The following is a 25,027-nucleotide window of genomic DNA, read 5'->3' as shown; positions in this document are numbered from 1 at the left end:
AGCGGAGCGGCTCGGGTTCCAGGGGCCGCCGGGCTCAGAGGCCGGTGGCGCGGGCGATCCCGAAGAGCACGAACAGGGCGAAGAAGCCCACGCCGATCCAGCCGAGGACGATCCCCGCCGTCGCCATGCCACCGCCGGCCTCGCCGCGCTCCTGGATCTGCCGTTTGGCGAGGTAGCCGAAGACCAGCGCCAGGATGCTGCCGATCCAGTACAGCCAGAGGATGCCCAGCACGAGCGACGCGATGGCCATGCCGTTGGTGCACTGCGGCGGCGCGTACGGGTACCCACCGTAGGGGGGCTGGCCGTAGGGGCCGGGGTACGGCGGGCCGTAGGGGCCGGGCTGACCGTACGGAGCGAAGGCGGGCGGGCCGTAGCTCCCGCCGCCGGACGGCGGCGGGCCGCCGTGGGTAGCCGGCTGCTGGCCCCACGCCGCCGGGGCCGGCCGGTACGGGTCGTCGGCGCCGGGGTGGGTCGGACCGGGGTACGTCATCTGCTCGCTCCTGTGGCTGCCGCGCCGGGAGCACGTGCCCGGCGGTCGCACCATCGTGGCGGTCGGCGGTGACGCTGCGGGTTCGGCGCGCGGCAGGACCACCCCGACTGGGGAGCGCCCGGACGAGGCGCGTGAGCGGCACACACCTTCTGACCTGCGGTTTCTGTCGTACCCCCGGCCTAGTGTCGGGGTGTCGGAGGAGGTCCTGGCGGGAGGGAGGCAGCCGGTGTCCGAGCTGCGTTCTGCCCTGGACGAGCTGGCGTCGATCGACCTGGGCGGGCTGTCGGATGACACGCTGCTGGACCTGGTCGGTGAGCTGAGCACCGCGGTCAACCGGGTCACCGCGTCGCTGACCACCGCCGTGCGCGCGGCCGATCGCCGGGAGGCCTACCGCCGCGACGGCGCCGTCTCCATGAAGGCTTGGCTGCGGGGTAGCTGCCGCATGGCCCCCGAGCAAGCCACGACGACGGTCTCGACGGGCCGGCGGCTCGAACAGCTCCCAGAGACCGCGGCAGCGTTCGCAGCCGGGGCGATCAGTGCGGCGCATGCCCGGGCGATCACGAAGGCCATGACGCCTGGCCGGATCGCCAAGGCCGCCGAGATCGGTATCGACCTCGGCGAGACCGACGGCATCCTGGCCGACCTGGCCCGGGCCACCGCCCCGAACGAGACCGCTCGGGGCGTCAAGGAGTGGGTCGCCGGGGTGGATCCCGACGGGACCCTGGACGACGCCGCCGACGTCCGCCGCCGGTTCACCATGGCGTCGGGGCTCGACGGGCGGGTGCACCTGCGCGGTGACCTCGATGCCGTCGGCGGTGAGTACCTGCACAGCGCGCTCACCGCACTCATGAACGGCGACCGCCCCGCCGGTGACCTCCGCTCCCACGCCGAGCGGCAGGCCGATGCGCTGGTCGCGCTGGCTCGCGGGGCTCTCGACGGCGGCTTGCTCCCCGACGTCCGCGGTGAACGGCCGCACGTGCGCGTGACGATCGACTGGTTCGCCCTGTGCGCCGCCCGCGGCGCACCCGGCGTGGCCGGCGGATCCCTGGGCTGGGCCGGTCCCATCAACCCCGAGACGGCACGCCGGCTGGCCTGCGACGCCGGCGTCGCCCGCGTCATCACCGGCCCCGACGGGCTGCCGCTGGACGTCGGGCGCGCGCAGCGGACCGCGTCGGCGGCGATCCGCCGGGCCGTCGAGGTCCGCGACGGGCACTGCGTCTTCGCCGGCTGCGACGCCCCGCCGGAGTGGTGCGACGTCCACCACGTCGTCCACTGGGCGCACGGCGGGCCGACGAGCTGCGACAACGGGGCGCTGCTCTGCGAACGGCACCACACCAGCTGCCACGAAGGCGGCTTCACCCTCCGCCGGGATCCCGGCACGAGCCAGTGGCGCACCTACCGGCCCGACGGCACCGAGATCCTCAGCCGCGCCGGCCCCTGACCCACCGGCGGCACCCCGCTGACCGCTATGCGCCCCGCGGGGCGTACATGATCACCGCGACGCCGACGAGGCAGATCAGCGCGCCCGCGACGTCGTAGCGGTCGGGGCGGAACCCGTCGACGACCATGCCCCAGGCCAGCGAACCCGCCACGAAGACACCGCCGTAGGCGGCGAGGATCCGGCCGAAGTGGGCGTCGGGCTGCAGCGTCGCGACGAACCCGTACAGGCCGAGCGCGATCACCCCCGCGCCGATCCACAGCCAGCCGCGGTGCTCACGCACCCCCTGCCAGACGAGCCAGGCACCGCCGATCTCGGCGACCGCCGCCAGCGCGAACAGCAGGAGCGACCGGGTGACGGTCACTCCACCGCCTCGAGGAACCGACGCAGCGTCGCGAGGAAGATGTCGGGCTGCTCGGAGTGCACCCAGTGCCCGGCGTTCTTCACCTTCACCAGGCGCGTGGACGGGAAGATCGCATCCATGTGCGGCCGGTCCTCCGGGAGCACGTAGTGCGAGTTCGCCCCGGCGATCCAGAGCACCGGTCCGTCGAAGGTCGCGCCGGGCGGGGGCTCGGGGAAGCCGCGCAGCTCGCCGAGGTCCCGCTCGAGGAGCTCGAGGTTCAGCCGCCAGTGCCAGCCGTCGCCCTCCTCCTCCCGGCTCAGGCTCTGCAGCAGGAAGCTGCGCACCATCCGGCTGGGGACGGCGGCACGCAGGGCGGCCTCGGCGTCGGCGCGGGACTCCAGCGCCTCCAGGTCCACCGCCCGCATCGCGGCGATGAACGCGGCGAACGGCGAGGCCTCCTCGTCGGGGTCCTCGGTGCGGCCACCCTGCAGCGGGTACTCGACCGGTGCGATGTCGACCACGACGAGCGCCCGCAGCAGCTCCGGCCGGCGCAGCGCCAGCTGCATCGCGACCTTGCCGCCCATGGAATGCCCGACGAGCGTGGCCGGCTCGCCGAACGACTCCAGCTCGGCCGCGACCATCTCGGCCATGTCCACGTAGTCCACCCGCTCGGTCCACGGGGAGTGGCCGTGGTTGGGCAGGTCCAGGAGGGTCACCCGGTGGTCGTCGGCCAGGCCCTTGGCGATCGTCGTCCAGTTCTTGCCCTGGCCGAACAGACCGTGGACGAACACCACGCGCGGGCCGGCCTCGCCCAGCGTCCGGGCGTGCAGGGCTTCCTCGGCGTTCTCCGTCACCCGGCGATTCCACCAGAGCGTGCGGTGCCGTGCGGCTCCGCGGTCAGTCGAACACGACCTCGGTCTCGCCGGTCGCGTCGTCCAGGGTGATGTGACCGCCCTCGAAGTCCGTCCGGCTGCCGCCGGCGACGTCGTAGACACCGCTCACCGGGTAGCCGAGCTGTCCCAGCTCCCAGCCGGTCTCCCCCCAGCGGGACCAGATCGGCCCGTAGACCTCGTGCGCCCCCGTGCTCGGCGTGAAGTAGATCGAGGCACCGCCAGGCCGGGAGAAGTTCTGGTACCGGCCCACCCCGTCCGGTGAGCCCCGCTCGCCGGTGATCGGGTAGCCCAGCGGACCCAGCTCGTACGCCAGCGACCCGTAGTGCCCCCGGATCGCGCCGTAGATCTCGTGCGCCCCCGTCGCCGGCGTGAAGTAGATGGTCCCCGGGCGCGAGAAGTTCTGGTACCGCCCGACGCCGTCCGGTGAGCCGCGTTCGCCGGTCGTCGGGTAGCCCAGCACCCCGAGCTCGTAGCCCAGCGACCCGTAGTGCCCGCGGATGGCCCCGTAGATCTCGTGCGCCCCCGTCGCCGGACTCCAGTAGATCGTCGCCGGGCGGGCGAAGTTCTGATACGCGCCGACGCCGTCCGGCGAGCGCTGCTCCCAGTCCACCGGCACACCCAGGATCCCGCCCTCCTGGCCCAGAGCCCGGTAGTGCGCCTCGATCGCCGACCAGCCGACGGAGACCCCCAGCAGGGAGCCCGCCCGCTCGCGCTCGGCGATGACGGGCCACACGTTGGCCCGGCAGCTCTGCAGGGAGATCGACTGCTGCTGCATCACCCACGCCGTCCGGCCGGCGGTGGGGCAGTCGGTGTGCCCCAAGCCGATCCAGTGCCCGACCTCGTGGTTGATGACGTAGCGCTGGTAGGTGTCGATGCCGTGCGGCCACGACGCCGTGCCGAAGCGCCACCGCTCGTCGTTGATGTAGACCGAGCGCCCCACCCGGCAGCTCCACTGGGCGCTGCATCCCGGGGAGGCGGCGGCGATCACGGACGGCGACGCCAGGATGAGGTCGAACTCGCTGCCCGAGCCCACCTGCTCGAACGCCACGGTGCCACCGAGACTCCACCCTCGCGGGTCGTTGAGCGCATCGCGCGCCACGGTGGCGAAGTGGCCCAGGTCGCCGACGACCGTGCCGCGCGTGGACACCGTGTAGGTCACGGTCCGCTCCGCGGCCGAGGCGACGGCGGGCTGCAGCACCACGGCCGCCACGGCGACGAGAGCGGCGAGCAGGAGACGCAGGGCTCTGGTCATCGGGTCCTCCCGCGCGGGCATCGCTGCCCAGGCGTCGCATCCGGACCGGCGGACGACGGGAGACCGATCGAGCGCCGGCTGCTGTCACCGACCGGTCTACCGCATCCGGGCAGCCCGGTGGCATGTCGATCGCGTGACGATCCGAGGACGGCGCGCTGGCCGCCTGCCCGGGGCCGTCACCCCCGGCCTCTACGGTGCCGGAGGATCGACGGGGGGGGTGGCCATGCCAGGACGACGCCGGAGCGCGGGCAGCAGCCGCAGCACGGGCGGCAGCACGCGCACGCGCCGGACGACGGCGACCCGGAAGGCCTCCCCGCGGAGGCCGGCGCCGAAGAAGACCGCTCCCGAGCTGCCCACGGCCGGTCCGGGCGAACGGGTGTGGGTGCTCGCCGTGCCCTTCCGCGCCCCGGCTCCGGGAGCCGTCTGGCACCCCGGGCTGCAGGCGCACGTGTGGGTCGGCCGGGCGCTCCCGCCCGAGCTCGCGCCGTACGACCCGCCCGCCTACAGCCTCGAGCGCTTCCTCGAGGACGAGCTGAACGAGGCGCCGCGTCCGCTGCCGGTCACCCCCGCGCTCGTCCCGCGCCCCCAGCAGGAGGAGGGCGCCGCCGTCGTCGCCGCGCACGCCGCCGCGGGCGGGCGGGTCTTCCTCCTCGGCGACGACCCGGGCGTGGGCAAGACCGGGACCGCGATCCTGGCGGTGCACGAGATCGCCGCGCAGCGACCGGTGCGCACGGTGCTGGTCATCGCCGACCGACCGGCCGCCATCACCATCCCGCACTGGGCCCGCTCCATCGCCGGGTTCGGCGACGGCGGGCTGCGCTGGTGCGTCACCACCTGGGATCGACTGGGCAAGGTGGCCAGGCTGCGGTTCGACGTCGTCGTCGCCGACGAGGCGCACATGGTGCGGCACACGACCACCCAGCGCTGGAGGCACTGGAAGGCCGTCTCCGGCGCCGCCCGGGTCAAGGACACCCCGTACGTGCTCGCCGCGACCGCGACGCCGGCGCACACGCCGCTGGAACTGCCCTACCTGGCGCCCGAGTTCGCCGCCCGGCACGGGGAGTCGATCAAGGAGTGGGCCGACCTCCCGAAGGCGCTGGAGCGGCACACGTTCCACGTGGAACGTGGCCGCTACGGCTGGCAGTGGACCGAGGACGCCGACGCGCGCCGAGCGGACCTGGCCCGCCTGCAGTCCTGGCTCGCCGACGCAGACCCGCCGGCCACGCTGCACCGTCCCGCGCCTTGGGGGCCGGTGTCGGTGACCGGCACCCCGGTGCTGCTCACCCCGGCCGAGCGGACGCAGTACGAGGCGGAGTGGTCGGAGTTCCGGGCCGAGATGCGCCTGGCGCGGCGCAGCCGGCAGACCGCGCGAGGCCGGGCCGCCCTGCTCCGGTTCCGCCAGAAGGCCGGGCTGATCCGTGTGCAGGCCACGGTCGACTGGATCAAGGCGCAGGTCGAGGCCGAGCGGCAGGTCGCGGTGTCGGTGGAGTTCGTGGAGACGGCGGCCGACCCGATCCGTCAGGCCTTGCTCGACGCGGGGATCCCGGTGGCCGGGATCTACGGCCGCGACCGGTTCGACGTCGAGGCCGAACGGCTGCGCTTCCAGCGGGGGGACGCCGCGGTCTGCGTCTTCACCGTCACGGCGTCGATGAGCCTGCACGCCGGGGAGCTGCTGCCCGACGGTTCCACGGCCTCGGAGATCCCGCGCGTGGGGCTGTTCCACCAGCCGCGCTTCTCCGGCATCCAGGCCCGGCAGGTCACCGGGCGCACCCACCGCGACGGGCGCTCCTCGCCGTGGCGGGTGGCCTTCGCCGCCGACACGGTGGAGGAGCAGGTCGCGCGGGTGATGGTGGAGCGGCTCGCGGTGAGCGGCTCCACGGCCGGCGCGGACACCTCCTCGCTGCGGGAGATCGCCGAACTGCTCGACGCCGACTGGCTGCCCGCCGCCGCCCTCACCGAGGGCTGAGGGCGGCGGAGGTGGTCCTGGACGGGCGGAACCCGAGGCGGTGGCGGGTGCCCGCCCGTCCCGGGATGGCCGTTCTCGCGCTCGCGTCCCTGCTCACCCTGGGCACCCTCGCCGTGGCGTGGGCGCCGGCGCTCGGCGACGGCCGCCACGAGGCCTGCTCGTCGCGGGGAGCGCCGTACAGCCCGCCGTACGAGACGTGGCAGGTCCGGGTCACCGCATCAGCGCTGCCCCTCGGGGTCGCCTGCACGTGGACGGACCCGGCCACCGGTGACGTCGTCCACCAGGAGCCGTCATGGGCGCCCACGGTCGTCGCCGGTGCGGCCGCCGCTCTCGGCACGGCATGGACGGCGACCGCCGGGCTGTCACACCTCGGAGCCCGGGCCGCTCTCCGGAGCGGCCAGCGCCCGTGAGCCCGCCGACCCGGGCACCGGGGGAAGGGCACCACCGGCTCCGCGGCACCGTGGCCCGCTCGCGCCGCCGGGACCGGATCGGCCCCGCCGCCGTCCCTGCCCCGGAGGGTCATCCGCCTGCCGCGGGGCGCGACGGGCGATCATCGGTGGCATGAGGCGGGAGGCGAGCATCCTGCACCTGGACCTCGACGCCTTCTTCGCCGCGGTCGAGCAGCGGGACAAGCCCTCGCTGCGCGGCCGGCCGGTCGTCGTCGGCGGCGTGGGCGGCCGGGGCGTCGTCGCCACCGCCTCCTACGAGGCGCGGGCGTACGGCGCGCGCTCGGCGATGTCCACGGCGGAGGCCCGCCGGCGCTGCCCCGCGGGCACCGCCTTCCTCGGCGGCCGGTTCGCCGCCTACCGCCGCACCTCCGACGTCGTCATGGATCTGCTGCGCGAGCTCTCGCCCCTGGTGGAACCCGTCTCGATCGACGAGGCGTACGTCGACCTCGCCGCGGGACCCGGGCACGACCTCTCGGTTTCCGGTGTGACGGAACTGGCCGAGACGCTCAAGGAGCGCATCGCCGCGGCCACCGGCGGGGTCACGGGGTCGGTCGGCATCGGGAGCTCGAAGCTGATGGCCAAGATCGCCTCCGACCTCGAGAAACCCGACGGCCTCGTCGTCGTGCCCCCGGGCGGCGAGCTCGACCTCCTGCATCCGCTGCCGGTCACCCGGCTCGGCGGCGTCGGCCCGGCGACGGCGGAGCGGCTGCACCAGGTCGGCGTGCGGACGGTGGGCGACCTCGCCGCCAAGTCGCTCCCGGACCTGGTGGCGCTGGCGGGCCGCGCGCACGGCGCGGGGCTGCACGCCCTGGCCCGCGCCGAGGACGACCGCGCCGTCGTCCCCGACCGGGAGGTGAAGTCGGTGTCGCACGAGGAGACCTTCGAGCGGGATCTCACCGACCTCGCCGTGCTGAACCGCGAGATCGACTCGATGGCGGCCCGGGTGGGGAACCGGCTCCGCGCGTCGGCCTACTCGGGGCGCACGGTCACGCTGAAGCTCCGCCGGTACGACTTCACCACGATCACCCGCTCGCAGACGCTGCCGCAGCCGACCGACGACGCCCGGCTGATCGGCGCCACCGCCCGACGGCTGCTCACCGAGGCCGGCACCAGCGGCGGGCTGCGGCTGCTCGGCGTCGGGGTCTCCGGGCTCTCCCTCTACGCGCAGGGCGATCTCTTCACCGCCGAGGACGACGAGACCGGCGAGGAGGCCGCGGCGCCCGAACCGCAGGCGACCGCGGAGCCGCCGCTGCCGGTCGAGAAGCGGTGGTGGCCCGGCCAGGACGTGCGGCACGAGGAACTCGGCGCCGGCTGGGTGTGGGGCCGGGGCCTGGGCCGGGTGACGGTGCGCTTCGAGGGGCCGTTGACGCCGCCCGGGCCGGTGCGCACGCTGGCCGCCGACGACCCGGCGCTGCAGCCCACCGACCCGCCCGACTGGAGACCTCCCGCGTGACACCCGCCCGGTCCTGCGCACCGGGCACCCCCACCTGTAGAACGGCTCCATGGCCGCACGTCCCGAACCCAGCGCCTGGATCCGCCTGACCGAGGAGGACCCCTCCCACTCGGCGGCCTACGTGCAGCGGTTCCGCACGCTCGCCGAGCAGGGGATGGACCTGGTCGGTGAGGCGCGGCTGGTCGACGCGATGCTGCCCCGCGGATCGCGGGTCCTGGACGCCGGGTGCGGCCCCGGGCGGGTCGGCGGGCACCTGCACGAGGTGGGCCACCGGGTGGTGGGGGTCGACGTCGACCCGGTGCTCATCGCGGCGGCCGAGAAGGACCACCCGGGCCCGCGGTGGCTGGTCGGCGACCTCGCCGAGCTCGACCTGCCGGCCCGGGGCATCGACGAGCCCTTCGATGCGATCGTGAGCGCCGGGAACGTCATGGCGTTCCTCGCGCCGTCGACCCGCGGGGCAGTGCTGCGGCGGTTGCGCGCCCACGTCGCCCCCGAGGGCCGGGCGGCGATCGGTTTCGGTGCCGGACGCGGCTACGACTTCGACGAGTTCCTCGCCGACGCGCAGGCGGCCGGCTGGGCGCCCGACCTGCTGCTCTCGACCTGGGACCTGCGGCCGTTCACGCCCGACTCGGAGTTCCTGGTCGCGCTGCTGCGCCCCGCCTGACCTCACCAGGGGCGCCGTGCGGCCCATCAGGGTCATCGGCGAACCGCACGGCGTACCGGTGTTCGCACGCCGGCCGCCCGGCGGATGGCGTGTGCCTCCGGGGCGCTCAGAGCCGCCCGTTGGCCCGCAGGAGCACAAGCGCCTGCACCGTGCGGTGGCCGCGCCACTCCAGCGCGGCCGCGGGGGAGAAGCTGCCGAAGTCCACCGCCCACCCGCCGTCGGCCTGCTGCCCCTCCGCCAGCCGGTCGAGCTCGGCGTCCACGACGCCGGGGGCGAACAGGGTCCGCGCCGGGCCGCCGGGCAGGGGCGCGAAATCCAGCGGCCGCATGTACTCGTCGACGGCGCCCCCGGCCACGTGCAGCCGGCCGTCGTCCGGGACGAAGGCGGACAGCCGCTCCACCAGGCCCGCCGCCTCCGGCCGGGCCGCGGCGACGGCGTCGAGGAACCGGACCGCGAAGGCCAGCTCCATGGCGTGGGTGCCGCCGTCCACCTCACCGACGGCGTCGAGGCAGTAGCCGGTCGCCCGGTCCAGCCACGGGTGCCGGGCCACGGCCGGATCGCCTGCGGCGACCTGGTGCGCGGTCGCGGCGACGACGGCGGTGATCTGCAGCGACGACCGGGTCGGGTCGGCGCCGGTCCAGAACGGGGCGCAGGCGGCCGGATCGGGGACCGGCAGTGCGAAGGGCAGTCCGCCGTCGGGCAGGCTCGCCGCCGCGAGCCAGTCGCAGAGCTCGCGGGCCTGCGCCGTGGTGGCCGGCGTGACGTCGGCGAACACCTCGAGCGCGTGCAGCGCTCCGCCGGGCTGGCTGGTGGCCGAGCGCAGGTCCGGCTCGAGCCCCCACCCGTAGCCACCGTCGGCGTTGCGGTAGCCCTCGACGGCGGCGAGCACCGGCTCCAGCGGCCCCCCGTCGAACAGGAACTCGAAGCGGCGGCGGTCCAGCACCCGCCCGGCGCTGGCGAGGAACCCTGCGGCGGCGGTCAGGTCGACGGTCACCGCGTCAGCCTGGCGGATCGGCGGCCGGGTCGTCAGGGGAGCCAGCGCGGCCGGGCGTGGGGCGGCAGCAGTGCCCCTGTCGGCCGTGCAGGTGCACCCGGTGGCGCGACGACGGTCACCGGTCCGGCCGGCGACGGGAGCTCGACCAGCCACGGCCCCGGGTCCGGTGCCGGCCCCGGTGGTTCGTCGGCCGGCCCCGCCGCGAGCAGGTGGTGCGCCGTGGCGGCGAGGGAGAGCTCGGCGCACCAGCCGCCTCCCTCGTCGCGCTGGCGACGCAGCAGGCCGAGGACGGCGGCCGCGGCCAGGTGCCCGGTCGCGTGGTCGAGCGCCTGCACGGGCAGCGCACCGGGCGCGCCGCCGTCGCCGTAGAGCACGGCGATGCCGGTCGCCGCCTGGACCAGCGAGTCGAACCCCCGGCGGCTCCCCCACGGCCCGCGGGTGCCCCACGCCGACAGGCGGGCGACCACCAGGTGCGGGTGGCGCCCGGCCAGCGACCCGGGATCGAGACCGTGCGCGTCGAGCGCGCCCGGCCGGTATCCCTGGACGACGACGTCGGCCCCGGCCAGCAGCTCCTCCACCCGGCCGCGGTCGTGCCGGTGCGCGAGGTCGAGCAGCACGTGCCGCTTGCCCGCGCCGGTGTCGAGCAGCAGCCCCGGGTCGTCGGGTGCGCGCGGGGAGTCGACCCGGAGGACGTCCGCACCCTGCGCGGCCAGTGCCCGCGTGGCGACGGGGCCGGCGATGACGCGGGTCAGGTCGAGCACCCGCAACCCGCGGAGGCGCACCCGGCGTCCCGGGTGCTCCGCCGCCCGGGTCACCACCACCAGCGGCTGCCCGTGCAGCGCCGCCGCCTGCGGGTGCGCGGCCCAGGCCGCCGCGCTCCGGACGGCGGCCGCCGCACCGCCGGCCGCCACCACCGCCGTCTCCAGCTCCTCGGCGCGCCACTCCAGCGCGGCCGACGCCACCTCCTCGCCGAGCACCACGCGGACGGCGGCGCGGTGGCGCGGGTAGTTGCCGTGCAGCCGCACCCAGCCGTCGGCGGTCCGCCAGAAGCGCGACAGCGGGGCGAATCCGCCACCGGCCGGTTTCCCGTGAAACCTGACGTGCCGCTCGCCGGCGAAGGAGGCGGCGACGTGCCCGGCGTCGATCCGGACCCGGGCCGGCGCACCGTCGTCGAGCGCACCGTCGTCGAGCGCATCGTCGTCGAGCGCTCGGGCGGCGAGCAGCTGGGCGGCGACCGCACCTACCGCGAGCCCCGGGACGTCCAGGGGGCCGGCCAGGCCGGTGCGCCCGTGCACCACCGGCGCCACGTCGTCCCGGTCGGCGCCGACCGCCGTCCGCACCTCCTCGACCAGCCGGGCCGCGCCCGACCCGAGGGTCACCCCGGCCCACCGGGCGCCGGGGGCGCCGGCGCGACGCCGAGCGCGACGGTGAGCTCCAGCACCGTCCGCGGGTCCTCCAGCCGGGGGCCGTAGAGCTGGCGCAGCTGGGTCATCCGGTAGCGCACGGTCTGCGGGTGCACGAACAGCGCCGCGGCGACCTGGTCGCGCCGGCCGTGGTGCAGCAGCCAGGAGCGCAGCGTCTCGGTCAGCTTCTCCCGGGCGCTCTCCCCCACCTCCTCCAGCGGGGCCAGCGCCCGCACCCGCAGGTCGGCCAGCGCCTCCTCGTCGGCCCGCAGCACCAGCTCGGCGAGCCGGGCGTCGGTGTCCAGGGGCGCGTCCTCGACCGCTGCCATGCCCAGGCGGAGGGCGCGCACCACGCGGCCGTAGGAGGCCTGGGCGCCCCACCAGGGCCGGGCGGGCCCGACCACCGCCCGGCGGCCGGCCAGGCCGCGCAGCAGCGCCCCTCGCGCCGCGCCCTCGGCATCCGGCACGAGCAGCGCCGCCAGCTCCTCGGCGGGATCCAGCCCGGGCAGGTCCTCGGCGGTCACGAGCGTGCGCGGGTCGAGGGAGACCATCACCCCGCGGACCCTGCCCTCGGGCAGCAGCACGACGGTCAGCGTGCGCGGCGGGGTCCACTCCGCCCGCTCCGCCATCTCGGCCAGCTCCCTGTGCGGGCTGCCGATGAGCAGGCCCCGCGCCAGCCGCTCCAGCTGGCGCTGGCGCACCCGGCCGCTGGAGGCCAGCTCGTCGGCGTGCCCGGCGACGCTCGCGGCGGAGAGCTGGTCGATGTAGGCGAAGACGAGCTCGGCGAACCGGGCCAGCGACATGGGGTCCAGGCCCGCGCGGACGGCGGTGGCGCTCATGTCCCGCCACGACACCCGCGCGCCGACCCGGTAGGCGGCCAGCAGCGCGTCCATCGAGCGGCCGCTGCGCGCCTCGCCGCGGCCCAGGGCGTAGGCCGCCTCGACGACCGGGCCGCCCGGCGTGCCGGCGTCCACGTTGCCCCCGACGGCGGCCAGCTGGAGGAAACCCCGCAGCGCCAGCTCGACCGCGGTGGAGATCTTGCGTCCCATGGGACCGAGGAAGGCGTCGGCGTAGCCCGGGACGGCCACGATGATCTCCTCGACGGCGCGCTCGGCGACCGCGGGCAGCTCGGTGCGCATCGCCGCCGCCACGGCCTCCGGGAACGGTGCGGCGTCCAGCGACATCGTGCCTCCTTTGTTCTCCGGGAACAGAAGCTACCGCCCGATTCACGTCAGCGGCACAGGTATTTGGCAGGTGGACTGGGAAAGCTAAGTGCATGACAGCCACCGCTCCGCGCCCCGCCGCGGCTCGCACGCCGTCGCGCACGGCGCTGCGGGACAGGGTGTTCAAGCTCGCCGAGCTGGTGACCACCCCGCTGCTGCCGGTCGACTACCTGGACCTGTTCGACCCGCTCCGCTCAGGAGCCGCCCTGCGCGGCCGGATCGAGGCCGTCCAGCGGGAGACCCGCGACGCCGCGACCATCGTGATCCGCCCCGGTCGCGACTGGCTGCCGCACGTCCCGGGCCAGTACGTGCGCATCGGTATCGACATCGACGGCGTCCGCCAGTGGCGCGCCTACTCGATCACCTCGGTGCTCGGCCGGGCCGATGGCTGCTTCACCATCACCGTGAAGGCGATCCCGGACGGCAAGGTGAGCAACCACCTGGTGCGCCGCGTGAAGCCGGGCACGATCGTCCAGCTGGACCAGGCCACCGGTGAGTTCTGCCTGCCCGAGCAGGTGCCCGCCAAGGCGCTGTTCGTCACCGCCGGCTCCGGCATCACCCCGGTCATGGGCATCCTGCGCAACTCGGTCGACCGCCTGGCCGACACCGTGCTGGTCCACTCCGCGCCCACCGCCGACGACGTCGTCTTCGGTGCAGAGCTGCGGCAGCTGGCCGCCGAGGGCCGGATCCGGCTGATCGAGCAGCACACCGACAGCGCCGGGATGCTCGACGCCCGGTCGATCGCCGAGCTGGTGCCCGACCTGCACGAGCGCGCCACCTGGGCCTGCGGCCCGGTGGGCATGCTGGAGGCGCTGGAGGAGCACTGGGCCTCGGTGGGCATCGCCGACCGGCTCTACACCGAGCGCTTCCGCCCGCGGATCCTCGTCACCGGCGAGGGCGGCACGGTCACCTTCACCAAGAACGGGACCACCCTCGAGGCAGACGGTGCCACGCCGATCCTCGACGCCGCCGAGGAGGCCGGCGTCCTCATGCCGAGCGGGTGCCGCATGGGCATCTGCTACGGCTGCGTGCTCCCCATGCGGGCGGGCGCGGTCCGCGACCTGCGCAACGGCGAGATCACCACCGCCGAGGACGTCGGTGACGGCGTCCTCATCCAGACCTGCGTCAGCGCCGCCGCCGGCGCCTGCGACATCGACCACTGACCGAGCCCGAGCAGAGGAGCTCCCCATGACCGTCATCCAGAAGAAGCCCGACAACCCGATCGAGCGCCTCACCCCCGAGGACATCGAGCTCATCGGCAAGGAGCTCGACACCATCCGCCAGGAGGTGCGCGACAGCCTCGGGGAGGACGACGCCAAGTACATCCGCACGGTCATCGACGTCCAGCGCAAGCTGGAGCTCGGCAGCCGCGCCGTCCTGCTGTTCTCGAAGTTCCCGCCGGCCTGGGTGCTCGGGACCGCGGGGCTGTCGGTCGCCAAGATCCTCGAGAACATGGAGATCGGGCACAACATCCTGCACGGTCAGTGGGACTGGATGCGCGACCCGAAGATCCACTCCACGACGTGGGAGTGGGACATGGCCAGCCCCGCCGAGCAGTGGAAGCACTCGCACAACGAGCTGCACCACACGTACACGAACGTGATCGGCAAGGACAACGACCTCGGCTACGGCATCATGCGCGTCGACGAGGACCAGAAGTGGCACCCGATGTACCTGGCGCAGCCGCTCTGGAACTTCATCAACGCCTGCTTCTTCGAGTACGGCATCGCGGCGTACGACCTGGAGCTGGGCAAGAACCTGGCCACCAAGAAGCGTCGCAAGGACCCCGCGTTCCGCGCCGCCGCCAAGCAGGTCCTGAAGAAGATCCGCAACCAGGCCGCCAAGGACTACGTCGTCCACCCGCTGCTGTCGGGCCCGTCGTTCGTACCGACCCTGGCGGCGAACTTCACGGCCAACGTGGTGCGCAACCTCTGGTCGCACTCGGTGATCATGTGCGGGCACTTCCCCGAGGGCGTCGAGACCTTCGAGAAGACCTCGATCGAGGGCGAGACCCGCGGTGAGTGGTACGTCCGCCAGATGCTGGGCTCGGCGAACATCTCCGGCAGCAAGGCCATGCACATCATGACCGGGAACCTGTCGCACCAGGTGGAGCACCACCTGTTCCCCGACATCCCCAGCAACCGGTACGCCGAGATCGCCCCGCGGGTGAAGGAGATCTTCGACCGCTACGGCCTGAGCTACCACTCCGCCCCGCTGTACAAGCAGGTCGCGAGCGCGTGGCACAAGGTCATCCGGCTCTCGCTGCCCAACGGCTGGCTGGCCGAGACGACGCCGAAGAACGCCCCGGCGCAGCTGGCCAAGCTGTACAAGATGACCACCGGCGGGCCCAAGGTCCGCCGCGCGCTGCAGCAGAAGGCCGCCGCCTGATCAAGCGGCGCCGCTGAACGGCAGAGGCCCAGAACCGATACGGTTCTGGGCCTCTGGCGTTCAGCCGTCGCTCGACCTGGGTCTGCTCAGTTGGCCATGTCGACGAAGCGGCTGTAGTGGCCCTGGAAGGCGACGGTGACGTTGGCGGTCGGGCCGTTGCGGTGCTTGACCAGCATGATGTCCGCCTCGCCGGCCCGCGGGGACTCCTTCTCGTACATGTCCTCGCGGTGGATCATCATGACCATGTCGGCGTCCTGCTCGATCGAGCCGGACTCACGGAGGTCCGACAGCATCGGCTTCTTGTCCTGCCGCTGCTCCGAGCCACGGTTCAGCTGCGACATCGCGATGACCGGGACCTCGAGCTCCTTGGCCAGCAGCTTCAGCGCACGGGAGAACTCCGAGACCTCCTGCTGGCGGCTCTCGACCCGCTTGCCCGAGGTCATCAGCTGGAGGTAGTCGATGACCACGAGCTTGAGGTCGTTGCGCTGCTTGAGCCGCCGCGCCTTGGCCCGGATCTCCATCATCGTCATGTTCGGTGAGTCGTCGATGTAGAGGGGGGCGTCGGCCACCTCGCCCATGCGGCGGGCCAGCTTGGCCCAGTCCTCGTCGGAGAGCGTGCCGGCGCGCATGTGGTGCAGCGGCACCTTCGCCTCGGCCGAGAGCAGACGCATGGTGATCTCGTGCTTGCTCATCTCCAGCGAGAAGATCACCGCCGGCATCTGGTGCTTCACCGTCGCCGACCGCGCGATGTCGAGTCCCAGGGTCGACTTGCCCACCCCAGGCCTGGCCGCGATGACGACCATCTGGCCGGCCTGCAGACCGTTGGTGAGCTCGTCGAGGTCGCGGATGCCGGTGGGGACGCCGCGCGCGGTGCCACCGCGGGAGGCGATCGCGTCCAGCTCGTCCATCGTCGGCTGGAGCACGTCCTCGAGGCGCGAGTAGTCCTCGCTCATGCGCTTCTCGGTGACGTCGTAGATCTCCTGCTGGGCGCGGTCCACGATGTCGTCGACGTCGCCCTTGCCGCCGGCTGCGCCGTAGCCGAGCTGAACGACCCGGGTGCCGGCCTCCACCAGGCGGCGCAGCACCGCCTGCTCGGCGACGATCGCGGCGTAGTAGCCGGCGTTCGCCGCCGTCGGCGTCGACTGGATGAGCGTGTGCAGGTAGACAGCGCCGCCCATCTTCGACAGCTGGTCGGTCCGGTTCAGCTCCGCCGCGACGGTGATCGCGTCCGCCGGTTCGCCGCGCCCGTAGAGATCCAGGATGCAGTCGAAGATCACCTGGTGCGCCGGCCGGTAGAAGTCGTTGCCGTGCAAGACCTCCACGACGTCGGCGATCGCGTCCTTGCTCAGCAGCATGCCGCCGAGCACCGACTGCTCCGCCGCTACGTCCTGCGGTGGCTGCCGGTCGTACTCCGGCGCCGTCGCGGACGGTCGGCTGAACTCGTCGGCCACCGCCACGGGGGTACCTCCATCTCCTTGCGGGCGCGCCCGCATCACCACCGCGCGCAGGGGAAGTACGCGAGCTCGGCGGACGGCGCCGTGCCGAACACGTGTTCGGCTCCTGCCTACCGGAGGGGACCGACAATCCGTCGTCCGCTCGGGGGCCGGACAGGACGTTAGGAAGCCGCGGAGGCCACGTCCACCACCGGTGTGCACGCCGATCTGCACAACTTGTGGACAAGTCGGTGGACGGAGGCGTGTCGACATGTGGAGGAGTCGGGGGACAGTCACCGCGCGCCGACCGGTCCACCCCGGCTGACCTGCACGGACGCCGTGCACCGGATGTGGACGGAGAAAACATCGGAAGAAATATCCCGGCGTCGCACCACGAGTCACAGCGGTGACCGGCGCGGTCAGGGGCCTGCTCGGGGGTCCCCGGGGAGCGGCCACACCCGGAGACGCCGACCGGCTGCCGGGGCCCCCGTGGGCGGCGGGAGCCACGACGCACCACCGGCGTCATCGCCCCCAGAGCGGCCGCACGGGCCCCGGAGCACCGGGTGGGCGGGAGGACACCCCGCGCGGGCGTGCGGCCGCCCTGGGAGCGCTCGACCGCCCCGGCAGCGCTCGACCCCCGAGCCGCCGATCGTCCGCAGAATCGGCACGACGTCGGACCACGCCGACCACGTCGGCCCGACCGCCGGACCCGGAGACGCCACGAGGGGCGCCGGACTCCCGTCCGACGCCCCTCGTGGGCGGTGCTGTCCCCGTGCGGGACAGCGACCGATCAGCTCGCGACGACCTCGATGGTCAGCGGCGCCGTGACCTCGGGGTGCACCCGCACGGTGACGGTGTGCTGACCCGTGGTCTTGATGCTGCTGGGCAGCTCAATCCGGCGACGGTCGAGCTCCGGCCCGCCGGCGGCCGTGACGGCGGCGGCGACGTCGGCGGTGGTGACCCGGCCGAACAGGCGGCCGCCGTCACCGGCGCGCGCCGGCACCCGGACGGTCAGCCCGGACAGGCGGCCGGCCACGGCCTGCGCCTCCTCGTGCGAGGCCACCTCGCGGGCGGCACGCGCCCGGCGCAGGGACTCGACCTGCTTCTCCGCACCCCGGGTGGCCGCGATGGCCAGCCCGCGCGGGAGGAGGTAGTTGCGACCGTAGCCACCCTTGACCTCGACGGTGTCGCCGGAGGACCCGAGACCGGTGACCTCCTGCGTCAGGATCAGCTTCATCGTGCTCACGATCAGCGCGCCGTCGAGGTGTAGGGCAGCAGGGCCATCTCACGGCTGTTCTTCACGGCCGTGGCGACGTCCCGCTGGTGCTGGCTGCAGTTGCCGCTGACGCGGCGGGCACGGATCTTGCCGCGGTCGGAGATGAACTTCCGCAGCAGGGTCGTGTCCTTGTAGTCGACGTAGGTCGCCTTGTCCTTGCAGAACTGGCAGACCTTCTTCTTGGGCTTGCGAACAGGGGGCTTGGGCACCGGAGTTCTCCAGTAGTCAGATCAGGAACATCGAGGGAATGGAACGGCCTCCTCGCAGGGGCCCACACCGAGCGGAGCCAGGTGTGGGGGCGAGGAGGTCCTGTCAGAAGGGCGGCTCGTCGGACGGACCGGCGGGGGTCGACCACGGGTCGCTCGCGCCACCGCCGCCGCCGAAACCGCCGCCACCGCCGCCGCCGAAGCCGCCGCCACCGCCGCCGCCCTCACCGCGCGAGGCGCGGGTGACCTTGGCCGTGGCGTAGCGCAGCGAGGGGCCGATCTCGTCGACCTCGAGCTCGACGACGGTGCGCTTCTCGCCTTCCTTCGTCTCGAACGAGCGCTGCTTCAGACGACCGCTCACGATCACCCGCGACCCGCGGGTCAGCGACTCGGCCACGTTCTCCGCAGCCTGCCGCCAGACGTTGCAGCGGAGGAAGAGCGCCTCGCCGTCCTTCCACTCCTGCGACTGGCGGTCGAAGGTCCGCGGCGTGGAGGCCACGGTGAAGTTCGCGACGGCAGCGCCCGACGGCGTGAAGCGCAGCTCCGGATCGGCGGTCAGGTTGCCGATGACGGTGATGACGGTCTCGCCGGCCATGGTCAGTGGACCTCGGGCCGCATCAGCTTCGTGCGCAGGACCGACTCGTTGAGGTTCAGCTGCCGGTCGAGCTCGGCCACCGCGGCCGGCTCGGCCTGGATGTCGACGATGGCGTAGATGCCCTCGACGTGCTTCTTGATCTCGTAGGCCATGCGGCGACGGCCCCAGATCTCGGTCTTGACGGTGCCACCGGAGTTGGTGACGACGGTCAGGAACCGGTCGAGCGAGGGAGCGATCGTGCGCTCCTCCAGGTCGGGGTCGAGAATGACCATCAGTTCGTAGTGACGCACGGAGAACCCCACCTCCTCTGGTCTTCGCGGCTGCAGGGAATCTGCAGCAGGAGGGTCGTACACGCGTCGCGCGCCCCGGCAGGAGCCGGAACGCGCTGCCGCCAGGCTACCAGCGGCCCGGTCCGGCGGGCCAGGCGCTGCCCACAGACCGAGGACCCCGCCCCTCCCGACGCCTCGCGAGCTCGGGCGGGACCCCCGGGACGGGGCCGACGTCAGCGGGACCCGCGGGCCGCCTGCAGGGTGCGCACCAGCGCGGCGGTGACCGTGGCCAGCGCGACGACGGCAGCGAGCGCCGCGGCGGGCAGCGTGACCGGCTGCGCCCCGGAGGCGACCGCCTCGCCGTCCCCGTCCGCGCCCGGCGCCGGCGTGCTGAGGCCGGCCAGCTGCCCGAACTCGGGGACGGTGGCGCCGTCGTAGGTGCCGGTGACACCGCCGGAGCCGTCGCGCTCACCGCCGCTCCCGGACCGGCCGGGGGCCACGGATCGGGTCGGGTCGAGCGCCGCGGCGGAGGCCCGGGCCCCGGGGAGGAGCTGCGCGGCCCCGCCGGAGCCGGTCTCGTACGTGTACTGGTCGCCCGGCACGTCCTGCGGCGCCGGGGCGGCGTCCGGGGTCGGCTGCCCGGTGGCCGGTGGCTGCGGCGCCGGTGCGGGCTTCGGGGCCGACGGGGGCGGGGCGGCCGGCAGCGTCACCGGCGGCAGCTGGGGCAGGTTGACGCCGGGCACGTTCGGCAGCGGCAGGAGCGTGTTCACCACGAGGGGCTGGGGCCGGGGCAGCGGCGGCAGGAGCGCGGTCGTGGCGTCGACCAGGGGTTGGGTGAGCGCGGCGCCGGACTCCAGCGAGTAGCTGAAGGCCAGCCAGCAGCCGGCGACGCAGCTGCGGTCGAAGCGCTCGGTGTGGCCGGCGCCGGGTGCGAGCTCCCGCTGCCCCGACGGCAGGGTGAGCGTGACCTCGGTGCTGGCGGTGACGCTGATCAGCGAGGGCAGCAGCCCACCACCGCCCACCTGCACCGTCCTGTCCTGCAGCTCGTTGACGAAGGTCACCGCCCCGCCCTGGTCGACCGAGACCACGAGCTGGGTCAGGTCCCGGATCGGCACGGTCGCCGTCGGGGCGGCGGTGGCGACGGGGGCCGCCACCGAGGCCGCCGCCACGCCCAGCCAGCCCAGGACCGCCACGGCGATGCCCCGGCGGGCCGTGCGACCGATGCGACCCGTTGCCATGCTCTGCTACCTCCACGTCGACGCCCCAGTGCTACCGGCGGGTAACCGCCGTCACAGCCACAACGATGATGTGACGCGCGCGATACGGGCAAGCTGGAAATCCACGGGAAACGGGAGGTCAGCATGGGTGGTCACCCGATCGGCGTACACGTGGGCGCCGGCCTCGCCGACGACGGCGACCTCGACCGGGGCGGCCCGCTGGCCCGTGCCGCGGAGGTGGACGCCGACGCCGTGCAGGTCTTCCTCGGCGACCCGCAGGGTTGGAAGGCGCCCGGGCCCCGGCCCGACGCCGACGAGCTGCGGGGCTCGGACGTCGCCGTCTACGTCCACGCCCCCTACGTCCTCAACGTGGCGACGACGAACAACCGCATCCGCATCCCCAGCCGGACGATGCTGGGCAAGCACGCCCGGGCCGCCGCGGAGATCGGCGCCCGGGGCCTGGTCGTGCACGGCGGGCACGTCCTGGCCGGCGTCGACCCCGCGGTCGGGGTGGACAACTGGCGCAAGACCTTCTCCCGCCAGGCCGAGCAGGGGGGCTTCCCGGTGCCGGTGCTCATCGAGAACACCGCGGGCGGCGGCAACGCGATGGCCCGCGACCTGGACGCGCTGGGCCGCCTGTGGGAGGCCGTCGGCGAGTTCGGGGCCGGTTTCGTGCTGGACACCTGCCACGGCTGGGCCGCCGGCTGGGACCTCGGCACCGTCGTCGACGCCGTCCGGGCGGTGACCGGCCGGATCGACCTGCTGCACCTGAACAACAGCCGCGACCCGGCGGGGTCCGGCCGCGACCGGCACGCGCCCCTGACCGGCGGCGAGATCCCGGCCGAGGTGCTGGTGGAGGTCGCGCGGGCGGCGGGCTGCCCGGTGGTCCTCGAGACGCCCGGCGACGCCGCCGGCCACGCGGCCGAGATCGCGCTGCTACGCGACGCCCTCGGCTGACCGCCGGAGCACCCGCCGGTCGGGGGCGTGGTCCAGTGGTCCGCCGGCCGGATCGTCCACCCCCGGCCAGCTGGTGCGGACGACGTCCCGGTCGGGATGGAGGACGTCGCGCACCACCAGCGCCACGAGGACGAGGACGGCTGCGTCGCGGAGCGTCACGGCGAGGAAGAACCACTCCACGTCGATGCCTCGGTTGTCCGTCCCCAGGTACCAGAGCAGGCGCGGCACCCAGAGCAGCGCCTCGGTGGCCTGCCAGGCCAGGAGCGAGCGCCACCGGGGCCGGGCGAGCACCGCGAGCGGGAGCAGCCACAGCGAGTACTGCGGGCTCCACACCTTGTTGGTGAGCAGGAAGACCGCGACCAGCAGGAACGCGATCTGGGCGACCCGCGGCCGCACCGGCGCGGCCAGCGTCAGCCAGGCCACCGCGCCGAGCGCGGCGAGGAGCACGACCGCGACCGCCGCGTTGAGCACCGTGGGCGTCTGCCCCTCGGCCAGCGGGCCGTCGAGCAGCTGGTCCCCGGCCACGTGCAGGGCGATGTTCCACAGCGAGTCGGGGTCGGCCGGGCGCGTCCTGTTGAGGGTGAAGAAGCGGGACCAGTTCTCCGGTGCGAGCACCGCGACGGGGAGGTTGACCACGACCCAGGTCAGCGCCGCGGCGGCCGCCGTCCTCGCCCACACGGCCAGCCGTCCGGCCCGCAGGCAGAGCAGCAGCAGCGCGGCGAGCAGCAACGCCGGGTAGAGCTTCGCGGCGACGCCGAGGCCCAGCAGGACGCCGGCGAGCACCGGGCGGTGCCTCGCCCAGGCCCACATGCCGAAGGTGGCGAGCGCGACGGCCAGCAGGTCCCAGTTCGTGAAGGCGTGCACCACCAGCAGCGGGGACAGCCCGATCATGGCCGCGTCCCACGGGCGGCGGCCGGCCAGCGCGAGGGTGGCCCGCACCACGAGGAGCGCGCAGATGGTGAGCAGCAGGCAGGTCACCACGTAGTAGCTGAGCACCGGCGCGACCTCGGGCAGCAGGCCCGATGCCGTCGCGGCGCGGTCGTACCCGGCGGCGACGGCGGCCGCGAGGGCCATGAAGCCGCCGGTGAGCACGGGGTACTCGACGGCGGAGTCCAGGTAGGGGATCGCGCCGTCGGCCAGGCCGTGCAGCCCGAACAGCGGCACCGTGTCGGAGTAGCAGAAGTGCGTGTACTGGACCGAGCCGGCCCAGTTCCCGTCGGCGCAGGGCGCCTGCTTCACCCAGGCGACCGCGAGCGCCAGGGTGGCGAAGAGGAGGCACACCCGCAGCGGCGTCCAGAACAGGGCCCGGCCGGTGACGGCGAAGCGGCCCCACGGCCCCCCGACGGCCTCGCTGGCCTGCCGCACCACGGGGTCGGTCCAGGACGGCACCACGCGGTCCGGTGCGGACGGCGGCTGGGTTCCACGTGGAACCAGCACGGGCCCGTCCGCGGTGGCGGACGGGCCCGTGGGGGTGCTGCTCATGCGAGCAGTGTGCGTGATCGGTCAGTCGACGGGCGGCGGGACGACGGGGCCGGGTGTGCCGCCGGCTGAAGGCGGTGTCGTCCGCTCGGTGCGGTCGTCGATGCCGTTGCCGTTCTGGTCCGGGAACTGAGGCTGCTCGGTGCGGTCGTCCACGCCGTTGCCGTTGGCGTCCGGGAACTCCGTGCGGTCGTCCACACCGTTGCCGTTGGCGTCCGGGAACTCCGTGCGGTCGTCGATGCCGTTGCCGTTCCGGTCCGGGAACTCCGTGCGGTCGTCCACGCCGTTGCCGTTGGCGTCCGGGAAGCTCGGCCTGGACGGACTCGGCGACGACGGCGCGGCCGGGGTCTCCACCGGAGCGGGGGCCTCCGTCGTGGGCGCGGGCACGCCCTCGCCGCTGTCGCCCTTGATCAGCGCCCGGTCCGGCAGGTCCTCCTCGGGGGTACCGGCGAGCGCCGCGTCCATGAACCGCTGCCAGATGGCACCGGGCAGCCCCGAGCCGTAGATGATCCGCCCGCGGGAGTCGACGATCGGGTCGCTGGGGGAGTCGTTGCCCACCCAGACCGCGGTCGCGATGGAGGGGGTGTACCCGACCATCCACGCGTCGGAGTTGTTCTCGCCCTGCCCCTGGGTGCCGGTCTTGCTGGCGACCTCTCGGCCGCCCTCCAGCGCCCGGCGCGAGTAGGACGCGACGTCCTTCAGGGCGACGGTGACGTCGTTGACGACGTCGGCCGGCAGGACCTGCTCGCCGGCGGCGGCCGCCGTCTGGTCCACCAGCACGGTGCCCGCGCTGTCGGTCACCTTCCCGATGAAGTGGGCGTCGCGGAAGACCCCGCCGGCGGCGAGCGTCGCGAACCCCTGCGCCTGGTCGAACGGGCGCAGCTCGTACTCGCCGATGCCGATGGACGAGCCGGTGAGGCCGTCGGAGTTGGCCAGGACGGTCTTGCCCGCGAAGAAGTCGCTGCCGCCCCACGTGTCGGGCAGGCCGGTGGCCGCGAGGATCGTGTCGCGCACGTTCTCCGGGCCGACCTCGTAGGCCAGGCCGTAGAAGGTCGTGTTGAGCGACCGCGTGATCGCCTCGGTGAGCGTGCACGCGGAGCAGCTGGCGCCGCCGGAGTTGGTCACCGGCAGCCCCGGCCGGTCGGGGAACTCCTGGTCGTCGCTGCCGTCGCGCCGGGCCTGGATGCCGATGCCCTGCTCCAGGGCGGTGGCCAGCACGTAGGGCTTGACCGACGACCCGGGCTGGCGCTTGGCCTGCGCGTAGTCGGTGCCGACCCCGTTCTCGCCGCCGTAGTAGGCGACGACCCCGCCGCTGCGCGGGTCGACGGCCACGAGGGCCTCCCGCAGCTCCTGCGGCTCCGGCGGTGCCGTGACCTCGCGGACGGCGGCGACGGCGGCGTCCTGCGCCGGCTTGCTGATCGTGGTCGTGATCTGCAGGCCACCGGCGTTGACCTGCTGCTCGTCGTAGCGGTACCGCTCCTGCATCTCCTGGGTGACCTGGCGGACGATGTGGCCCTCGGGCCCCTCCGGCATGCCGAGGGTGGAGTCGGTCTTCGGCAGCACCGGCGGGTACGCCGAGGCCTCGCGCTCCTCCGCCGTGAGCCAGCCCTCCTCGACCATCGCGTCGAGCACCAGACCCCAGCGGTCCTGGGCGCCCTCGGGGTTGGTCTCCGGGTCGTAGTTGGAGGGGCTCCGGATGAGGACGGCGAGCACCGCGGCCTGCTGCGCGGTCAGCTCGGCGGCCGGGATGCCGAAGTAGGTGTTCGCCGCCGCCTCGATGCCGTAGGCGCCGCGGCCGTAGTAGATGGTGTTGAGGTAGTTCTCGAGGATCTGCTCCTTCGAGAAGTTGTTGTCCAACTTGATCGCCAGGAACAGCTCCTGGAACTTGCGGCTGAACGTCTGGTCGTGCGTCAGGAAGGCGTTCTTCACGTACTGCTGCGTGATCGTCGAACCGCCCTGCGTGGAGCCACCGGTCAGGTTGTTCCAGGCGGCGCGCACGATGCCGGTGAAGGAGATGCCCGGGTCGGAGTAGAAGCTGCGGTTCTCGGCCGCGAGCACCGCGCGCTGCGCCGGCTCGCTGATGGCCGACAGGGGCACGTTGGTGCGGTTCTCGTCGCCCAGCCGCGCCATCTCGGTCACGCCGTCGGAGTAGTAGATGACCGTGGTCTGCTTCGTGGAGACCGAGTCGGGGCTGGGCACCTGGGTGCTGGCGTAGACGACGCCGACGAAGACGAACAGCAGGGCCATCAGCCCGCCCATCAGCGCGGCGGTGATCTTCAGCCGGCGCTGGCGGCGCTGCTTCTTGCTGCGCGCCGCCTTGCCCTTGGCCGCGGCCGGTCGCGCGGCGGGACGCCCGGAACCGCCACGCGACGCCGTGGTGCCGCCGCGCGAGGCGGGCGGGCGACCGCCGCCCGACGGGCGCCCGCCCGGGGGACGCCCGGTGCCGCCTCCGCCACCGGTGCTGCGGGTACGGGTGGCCGGCGGCCGGCGCACCGACCCGGCCCGCGGTGCGACGGGCGAGGTCTCGTCGTGGCTGGGCACGAGCACACCCCTTTCCTGGACTGTCATGGGCGACGCCGGGCACCTGCCCGGACGCAGCGGTTCGTCTTCAGCTTGTGGCAGCGCAGCGGGCCCGCTCC

24 protein-coding genes are annotated in these 25,027 nt (G+C 74.1%); 8 read left to right on the top strand and 16 right to left on the bottom strand.

Going from position 1 to position 25,027, the window contains the following annotated elements:
* Window positions 1-34: 34 nt before the first annotated feature.
* Window positions 35-490, bottom strand: coding sequence for a DUF4190 domain-containing protein (locus ACI792_RS17380; RefSeq protein WP_456603696.1), 456 nt, complete (start codon window positions 488-490; stop codon window positions 35-37).
* Window positions 491-716: 226 nt separating this feature from the next.
* Here ACI792_RS17380 and ACI792_RS17375 point away from each other — a divergent pair, with 226 nt between their 5' ends.
* Entirely contained in the window at window positions 717-1,931 is a 1,215-nt protein-coding gene (locus ACI792_RS17375; RefSeq protein WP_456603695.1) for a DUF222 domain-containing protein, read from the top strand.
* Window positions 1,932-1,956: 25 nt separating this feature from the next.
* Here ACI792_RS17375 and ACI792_RS17370 read toward each other — a convergent pair whose 3' ends face one another.
* The 4 genes from ACI792_RS17370 to ACI792_RS17355 all read right to left on the bottom strand — a co-directional run bounded on the left by ACI792_RS17370 (window position 1,957) and on the right by ACI792_RS17355 (window position 4,773).
* Window positions 1,957-2,292 (bottom strand): YnfA family protein, encoded by a 336-nt coding sequence (locus tag ACI792_RS17370; protein WP_456603694.1) that lies wholly within the window; start codon window positions 2,290-2,292, stop codon window positions 1,957-1,959.
* Complete coding sequence (locus ACI792_RS17365) at window positions 2,289-3,125, bottom strand: alpha/beta fold hydrolase (protein WP_456603693.1); 837 nt, start codon at window positions 3,123-3,125, stop codon at window positions 2,289-2,291. The genes ACI792_RS17370 and ACI792_RS17365 overlap by 4 nt, the downstream gene beginning before the upstream one ends.
* A gap of 43 nt (window positions 3,126-3,168) precedes the next feature.
* Window positions 3,169-4,416 carry a DUF3152 domain-containing protein gene (locus ACI792_RS17360; protein ID WP_456603692.1) on the bottom strand — a complete coding sequence of 416 codons (1,248 nt, stop codon included), beginning with the start codon at window positions 4,414-4,416 and terminating at the stop codon, window positions 3,169-3,171.
* A gap of 189 nt (window positions 4,417-4,605) precedes the next feature.
* Window positions 4,606-4,773: a hypothetical protein gene (locus ACI792_RS17355; RefSeq protein WP_456603691.1), complete on the bottom strand. Its 168-nt coding sequence runs from the start codon at window positions 4,771-4,773 to the stop codon at window positions 4,606-4,608.
* 34 nt (window positions 4,774-4,807) lie between these two features.
* Here ACI792_RS17355 and ACI792_RS17350 point away from each other — a divergent pair, with 34 nt between their 5' ends.
* The 4 genes from ACI792_RS17350 to ACI792_RS17335 all read left to right on the top strand — a co-directional run bounded on the left by ACI792_RS17350 (window position 4,808) and on the right by ACI792_RS17335 (window position 8,948).
* On the top strand, window positions 4,808-6,382 hold the full coding sequence (locus tag ACI792_RS17350) for a helicase (protein WP_456603690.1): 1,575 nt from the start codon (window positions 4,808-4,810) through the stop codon (window positions 6,380-6,382).
* 65 nt (window positions 6,383-6,447) lie between these two features.
* Window positions 6,448-6,792: a hypothetical protein gene (locus ACI792_RS17345; RefSeq protein ID WP_456603689.1), complete on the top strand. Its 345-nt coding sequence runs from the start codon at window positions 6,448-6,450 to the stop codon at window positions 6,790-6,792.
* A 151-nt stretch (window positions 6,793-6,943) separates the two neighbouring features.
* Window positions 6,944-8,284, top strand: coding sequence for a DNA polymerase IV (locus tag ACI792_RS17340; protein WP_456603688.1), 1,341 nt, complete (start codon window positions 6,944-6,946; stop codon window positions 8,282-8,284).
* A gap of 49 nt (window positions 8,285-8,333) precedes the next feature.
* The gene (locus ACI792_RS17335) at window positions 8,334-8,948 is read left to right on the top strand and encodes a class I SAM-dependent methyltransferase (protein ID WP_456603687.1); all 615 of its coding nucleotides are present in this window, start codon (window positions 8,334-8,336) and stop codon (window positions 8,946-8,948) included.
* 106 nt (window positions 8,949-9,054) lie between these two features.
* Here ACI792_RS17335 and ACI792_RS17330 read toward each other — a convergent pair whose 3' ends face one another.
* Genes ACI792_RS17330 through ACI792_RS17320 form a run of 3 tightly spaced genes read right to left on the bottom strand, consistent with a single transcriptional unit; the run spans window position 9,055 to window position 12,529 of the window.
* Window positions 9,055-9,942, bottom strand: a complete 888-nt coding sequence (locus ACI792_RS17330) for a hypothetical protein (RefSeq protein WP_456603686.1) — start codon at window positions 9,940-9,942, stop codon at window positions 9,055-9,057.
* Window positions 9,943-9,974: 32 nt separating this feature from the next.
* On the bottom strand, window positions 9,975-11,321 hold the full coding sequence (locus tag ACI792_RS17325) for a CoA transferase (RefSeq protein ID WP_456603685.1): 1,347 nt from the start codon (window positions 11,319-11,321) through the stop codon (window positions 9,975-9,977).
* A complete protein-coding gene (locus ACI792_RS17320; RefSeq protein WP_456603684.1) occupies window positions 11,318-12,529 on the bottom strand; it encodes a PucR family transcriptional regulator in 1,212 nt (403 codons plus the stop codon). The genes ACI792_RS17325 and ACI792_RS17320 overlap by 4 nt, the downstream gene beginning before the upstream one ends.
* A 92-nt stretch (window positions 12,530-12,621) precedes the next feature.
* Here ACI792_RS17320 and ACI792_RS17315 point away from each other — a divergent pair, with 92 nt between their 5' ends.
* The gene (locus ACI792_RS17315; RefSeq protein ID WP_456603683.1) at window positions 12,622-13,731 is read left to right on the top strand and encodes a ferredoxin reductase; all 1,110 of its coding nucleotides are present in this window, start codon (window positions 12,622-12,624) and stop codon (window positions 13,729-13,731) included.
* A gap of 25 nt (window positions 13,732-13,756) precedes the next feature.
* Entirely contained in the window at window positions 13,757-14,956 is a 1,200-nt protein-coding gene (locus tag ACI792_RS17310; protein WP_456582742.1) for a fatty acid desaturase family protein, read from the top strand.
* A gap of 86 nt (window positions 14,957-15,042) precedes the next feature.
* Here ACI792_RS17310 and dnaB read toward each other — a convergent pair whose 3' ends face one another.
* From dnaB to ACI792_RS17280, 6 genes are all read right to left on the bottom strand, one after another.
* A complete protein-coding gene (dnaB, locus tag ACI792_RS17305) occupies window positions 15,043-16,413 on the bottom strand; it encodes a replicative DNA helicase (protein WP_456603682.1) in 1,371 nt (456 codons plus the stop codon).
* 766 nt (window positions 16,414-17,179) lie between these two features.
* Entirely contained in the window at window positions 17,180-17,626 is a 447-nt protein-coding gene (gene rplI, locus ACI792_RS17300) for a 50S ribosomal protein L9 (protein ID WP_456582740.1), read from the bottom strand.
* Between the two features lie 11 nt (window positions 17,627-17,637).
* A complete protein-coding gene (gene rpsR / locus ACI792_RS17295; RefSeq protein ID WP_014378671.1) occupies window positions 17,638-17,874 on the bottom strand; it encodes a 30S ribosomal protein S18 in 237 nt (78 codons plus the stop codon).
* Window positions 17,875-17,977: 103 nt separating this feature from the next.
* Window positions 17,978-18,466 (bottom strand): single-stranded DNA-binding protein, encoded by a 489-nt coding sequence (locus tag ACI792_RS17290; RefSeq protein WP_456603681.1) that lies wholly within the window; start codon window positions 18,464-18,466, stop codon window positions 17,978-17,980.
* Between the two features lie 2 nt (window positions 18,467-18,468).
* A complete protein-coding gene (gene rpsF, locus ACI792_RS17285; RefSeq protein ID WP_456603680.1) occupies window positions 18,469-18,756 on the bottom strand; it encodes a 30S ribosomal protein S6 in 288 nt (95 codons plus the stop codon).
* Between the two features lie 212 nt (window positions 18,757-18,968).
* Entirely contained in the window at window positions 18,969-19,973 is a 1,005-nt protein-coding gene (locus ACI792_RS17280; RefSeq protein WP_456603679.1) for a hypothetical protein, read from the bottom strand.
* 123 nt (window positions 19,974-20,096) lie between these two features.
* Here ACI792_RS17280 and ACI792_RS17275 point away from each other — a divergent pair, with 123 nt between their 5' ends.
* Entirely contained in the window at window positions 20,097-20,909 is an 813-nt protein-coding gene (locus tag ACI792_RS17275; protein WP_456603678.1) for a deoxyribonuclease IV, read from the top strand.
* On the opposite strand, the gene ACI792_RS17270 is transcribed toward ACI792_RS17275, so the two are convergent.
* Together ACI792_RS17270 and ACI792_RS17265 are read right to left on the bottom strand one after the other, a co-directional pair.
* Window positions 20,889-22,391 (bottom strand): glycosyltransferase family 87 protein, encoded by a 1,503-nt coding sequence (locus ACI792_RS17270; protein WP_456603677.1) that lies wholly within the window; start codon window positions 22,389-22,391, stop codon window positions 20,889-20,891. The two genes, ACI792_RS17275 and ACI792_RS17270, sit on opposite strands and share 21 nt — an antisense overlap.
* 21 nt (window positions 22,392-22,412) lie before the next feature.
* Window positions 22,413-24,929 carry a transglycosylase domain-containing protein gene (locus ACI792_RS17265; RefSeq protein ID WP_456603676.1) on the bottom strand — a complete coding sequence of 839 codons (2,517 nt, stop codon included), beginning with the start codon at window positions 24,927-24,929 and terminating at the stop codon, window positions 22,413-22,415.
* Window positions 24,930-25,027: the final 98 nt, after the last annotated feature.

It is taken from the genome of Blastococcus sp. SYSU DS0669 (assembly GCF_054050895.1).
Note: the sequence above shows the minus strand (reverse complement) of the source record. Positions and strands in the feature narration are given on the sequence as shown.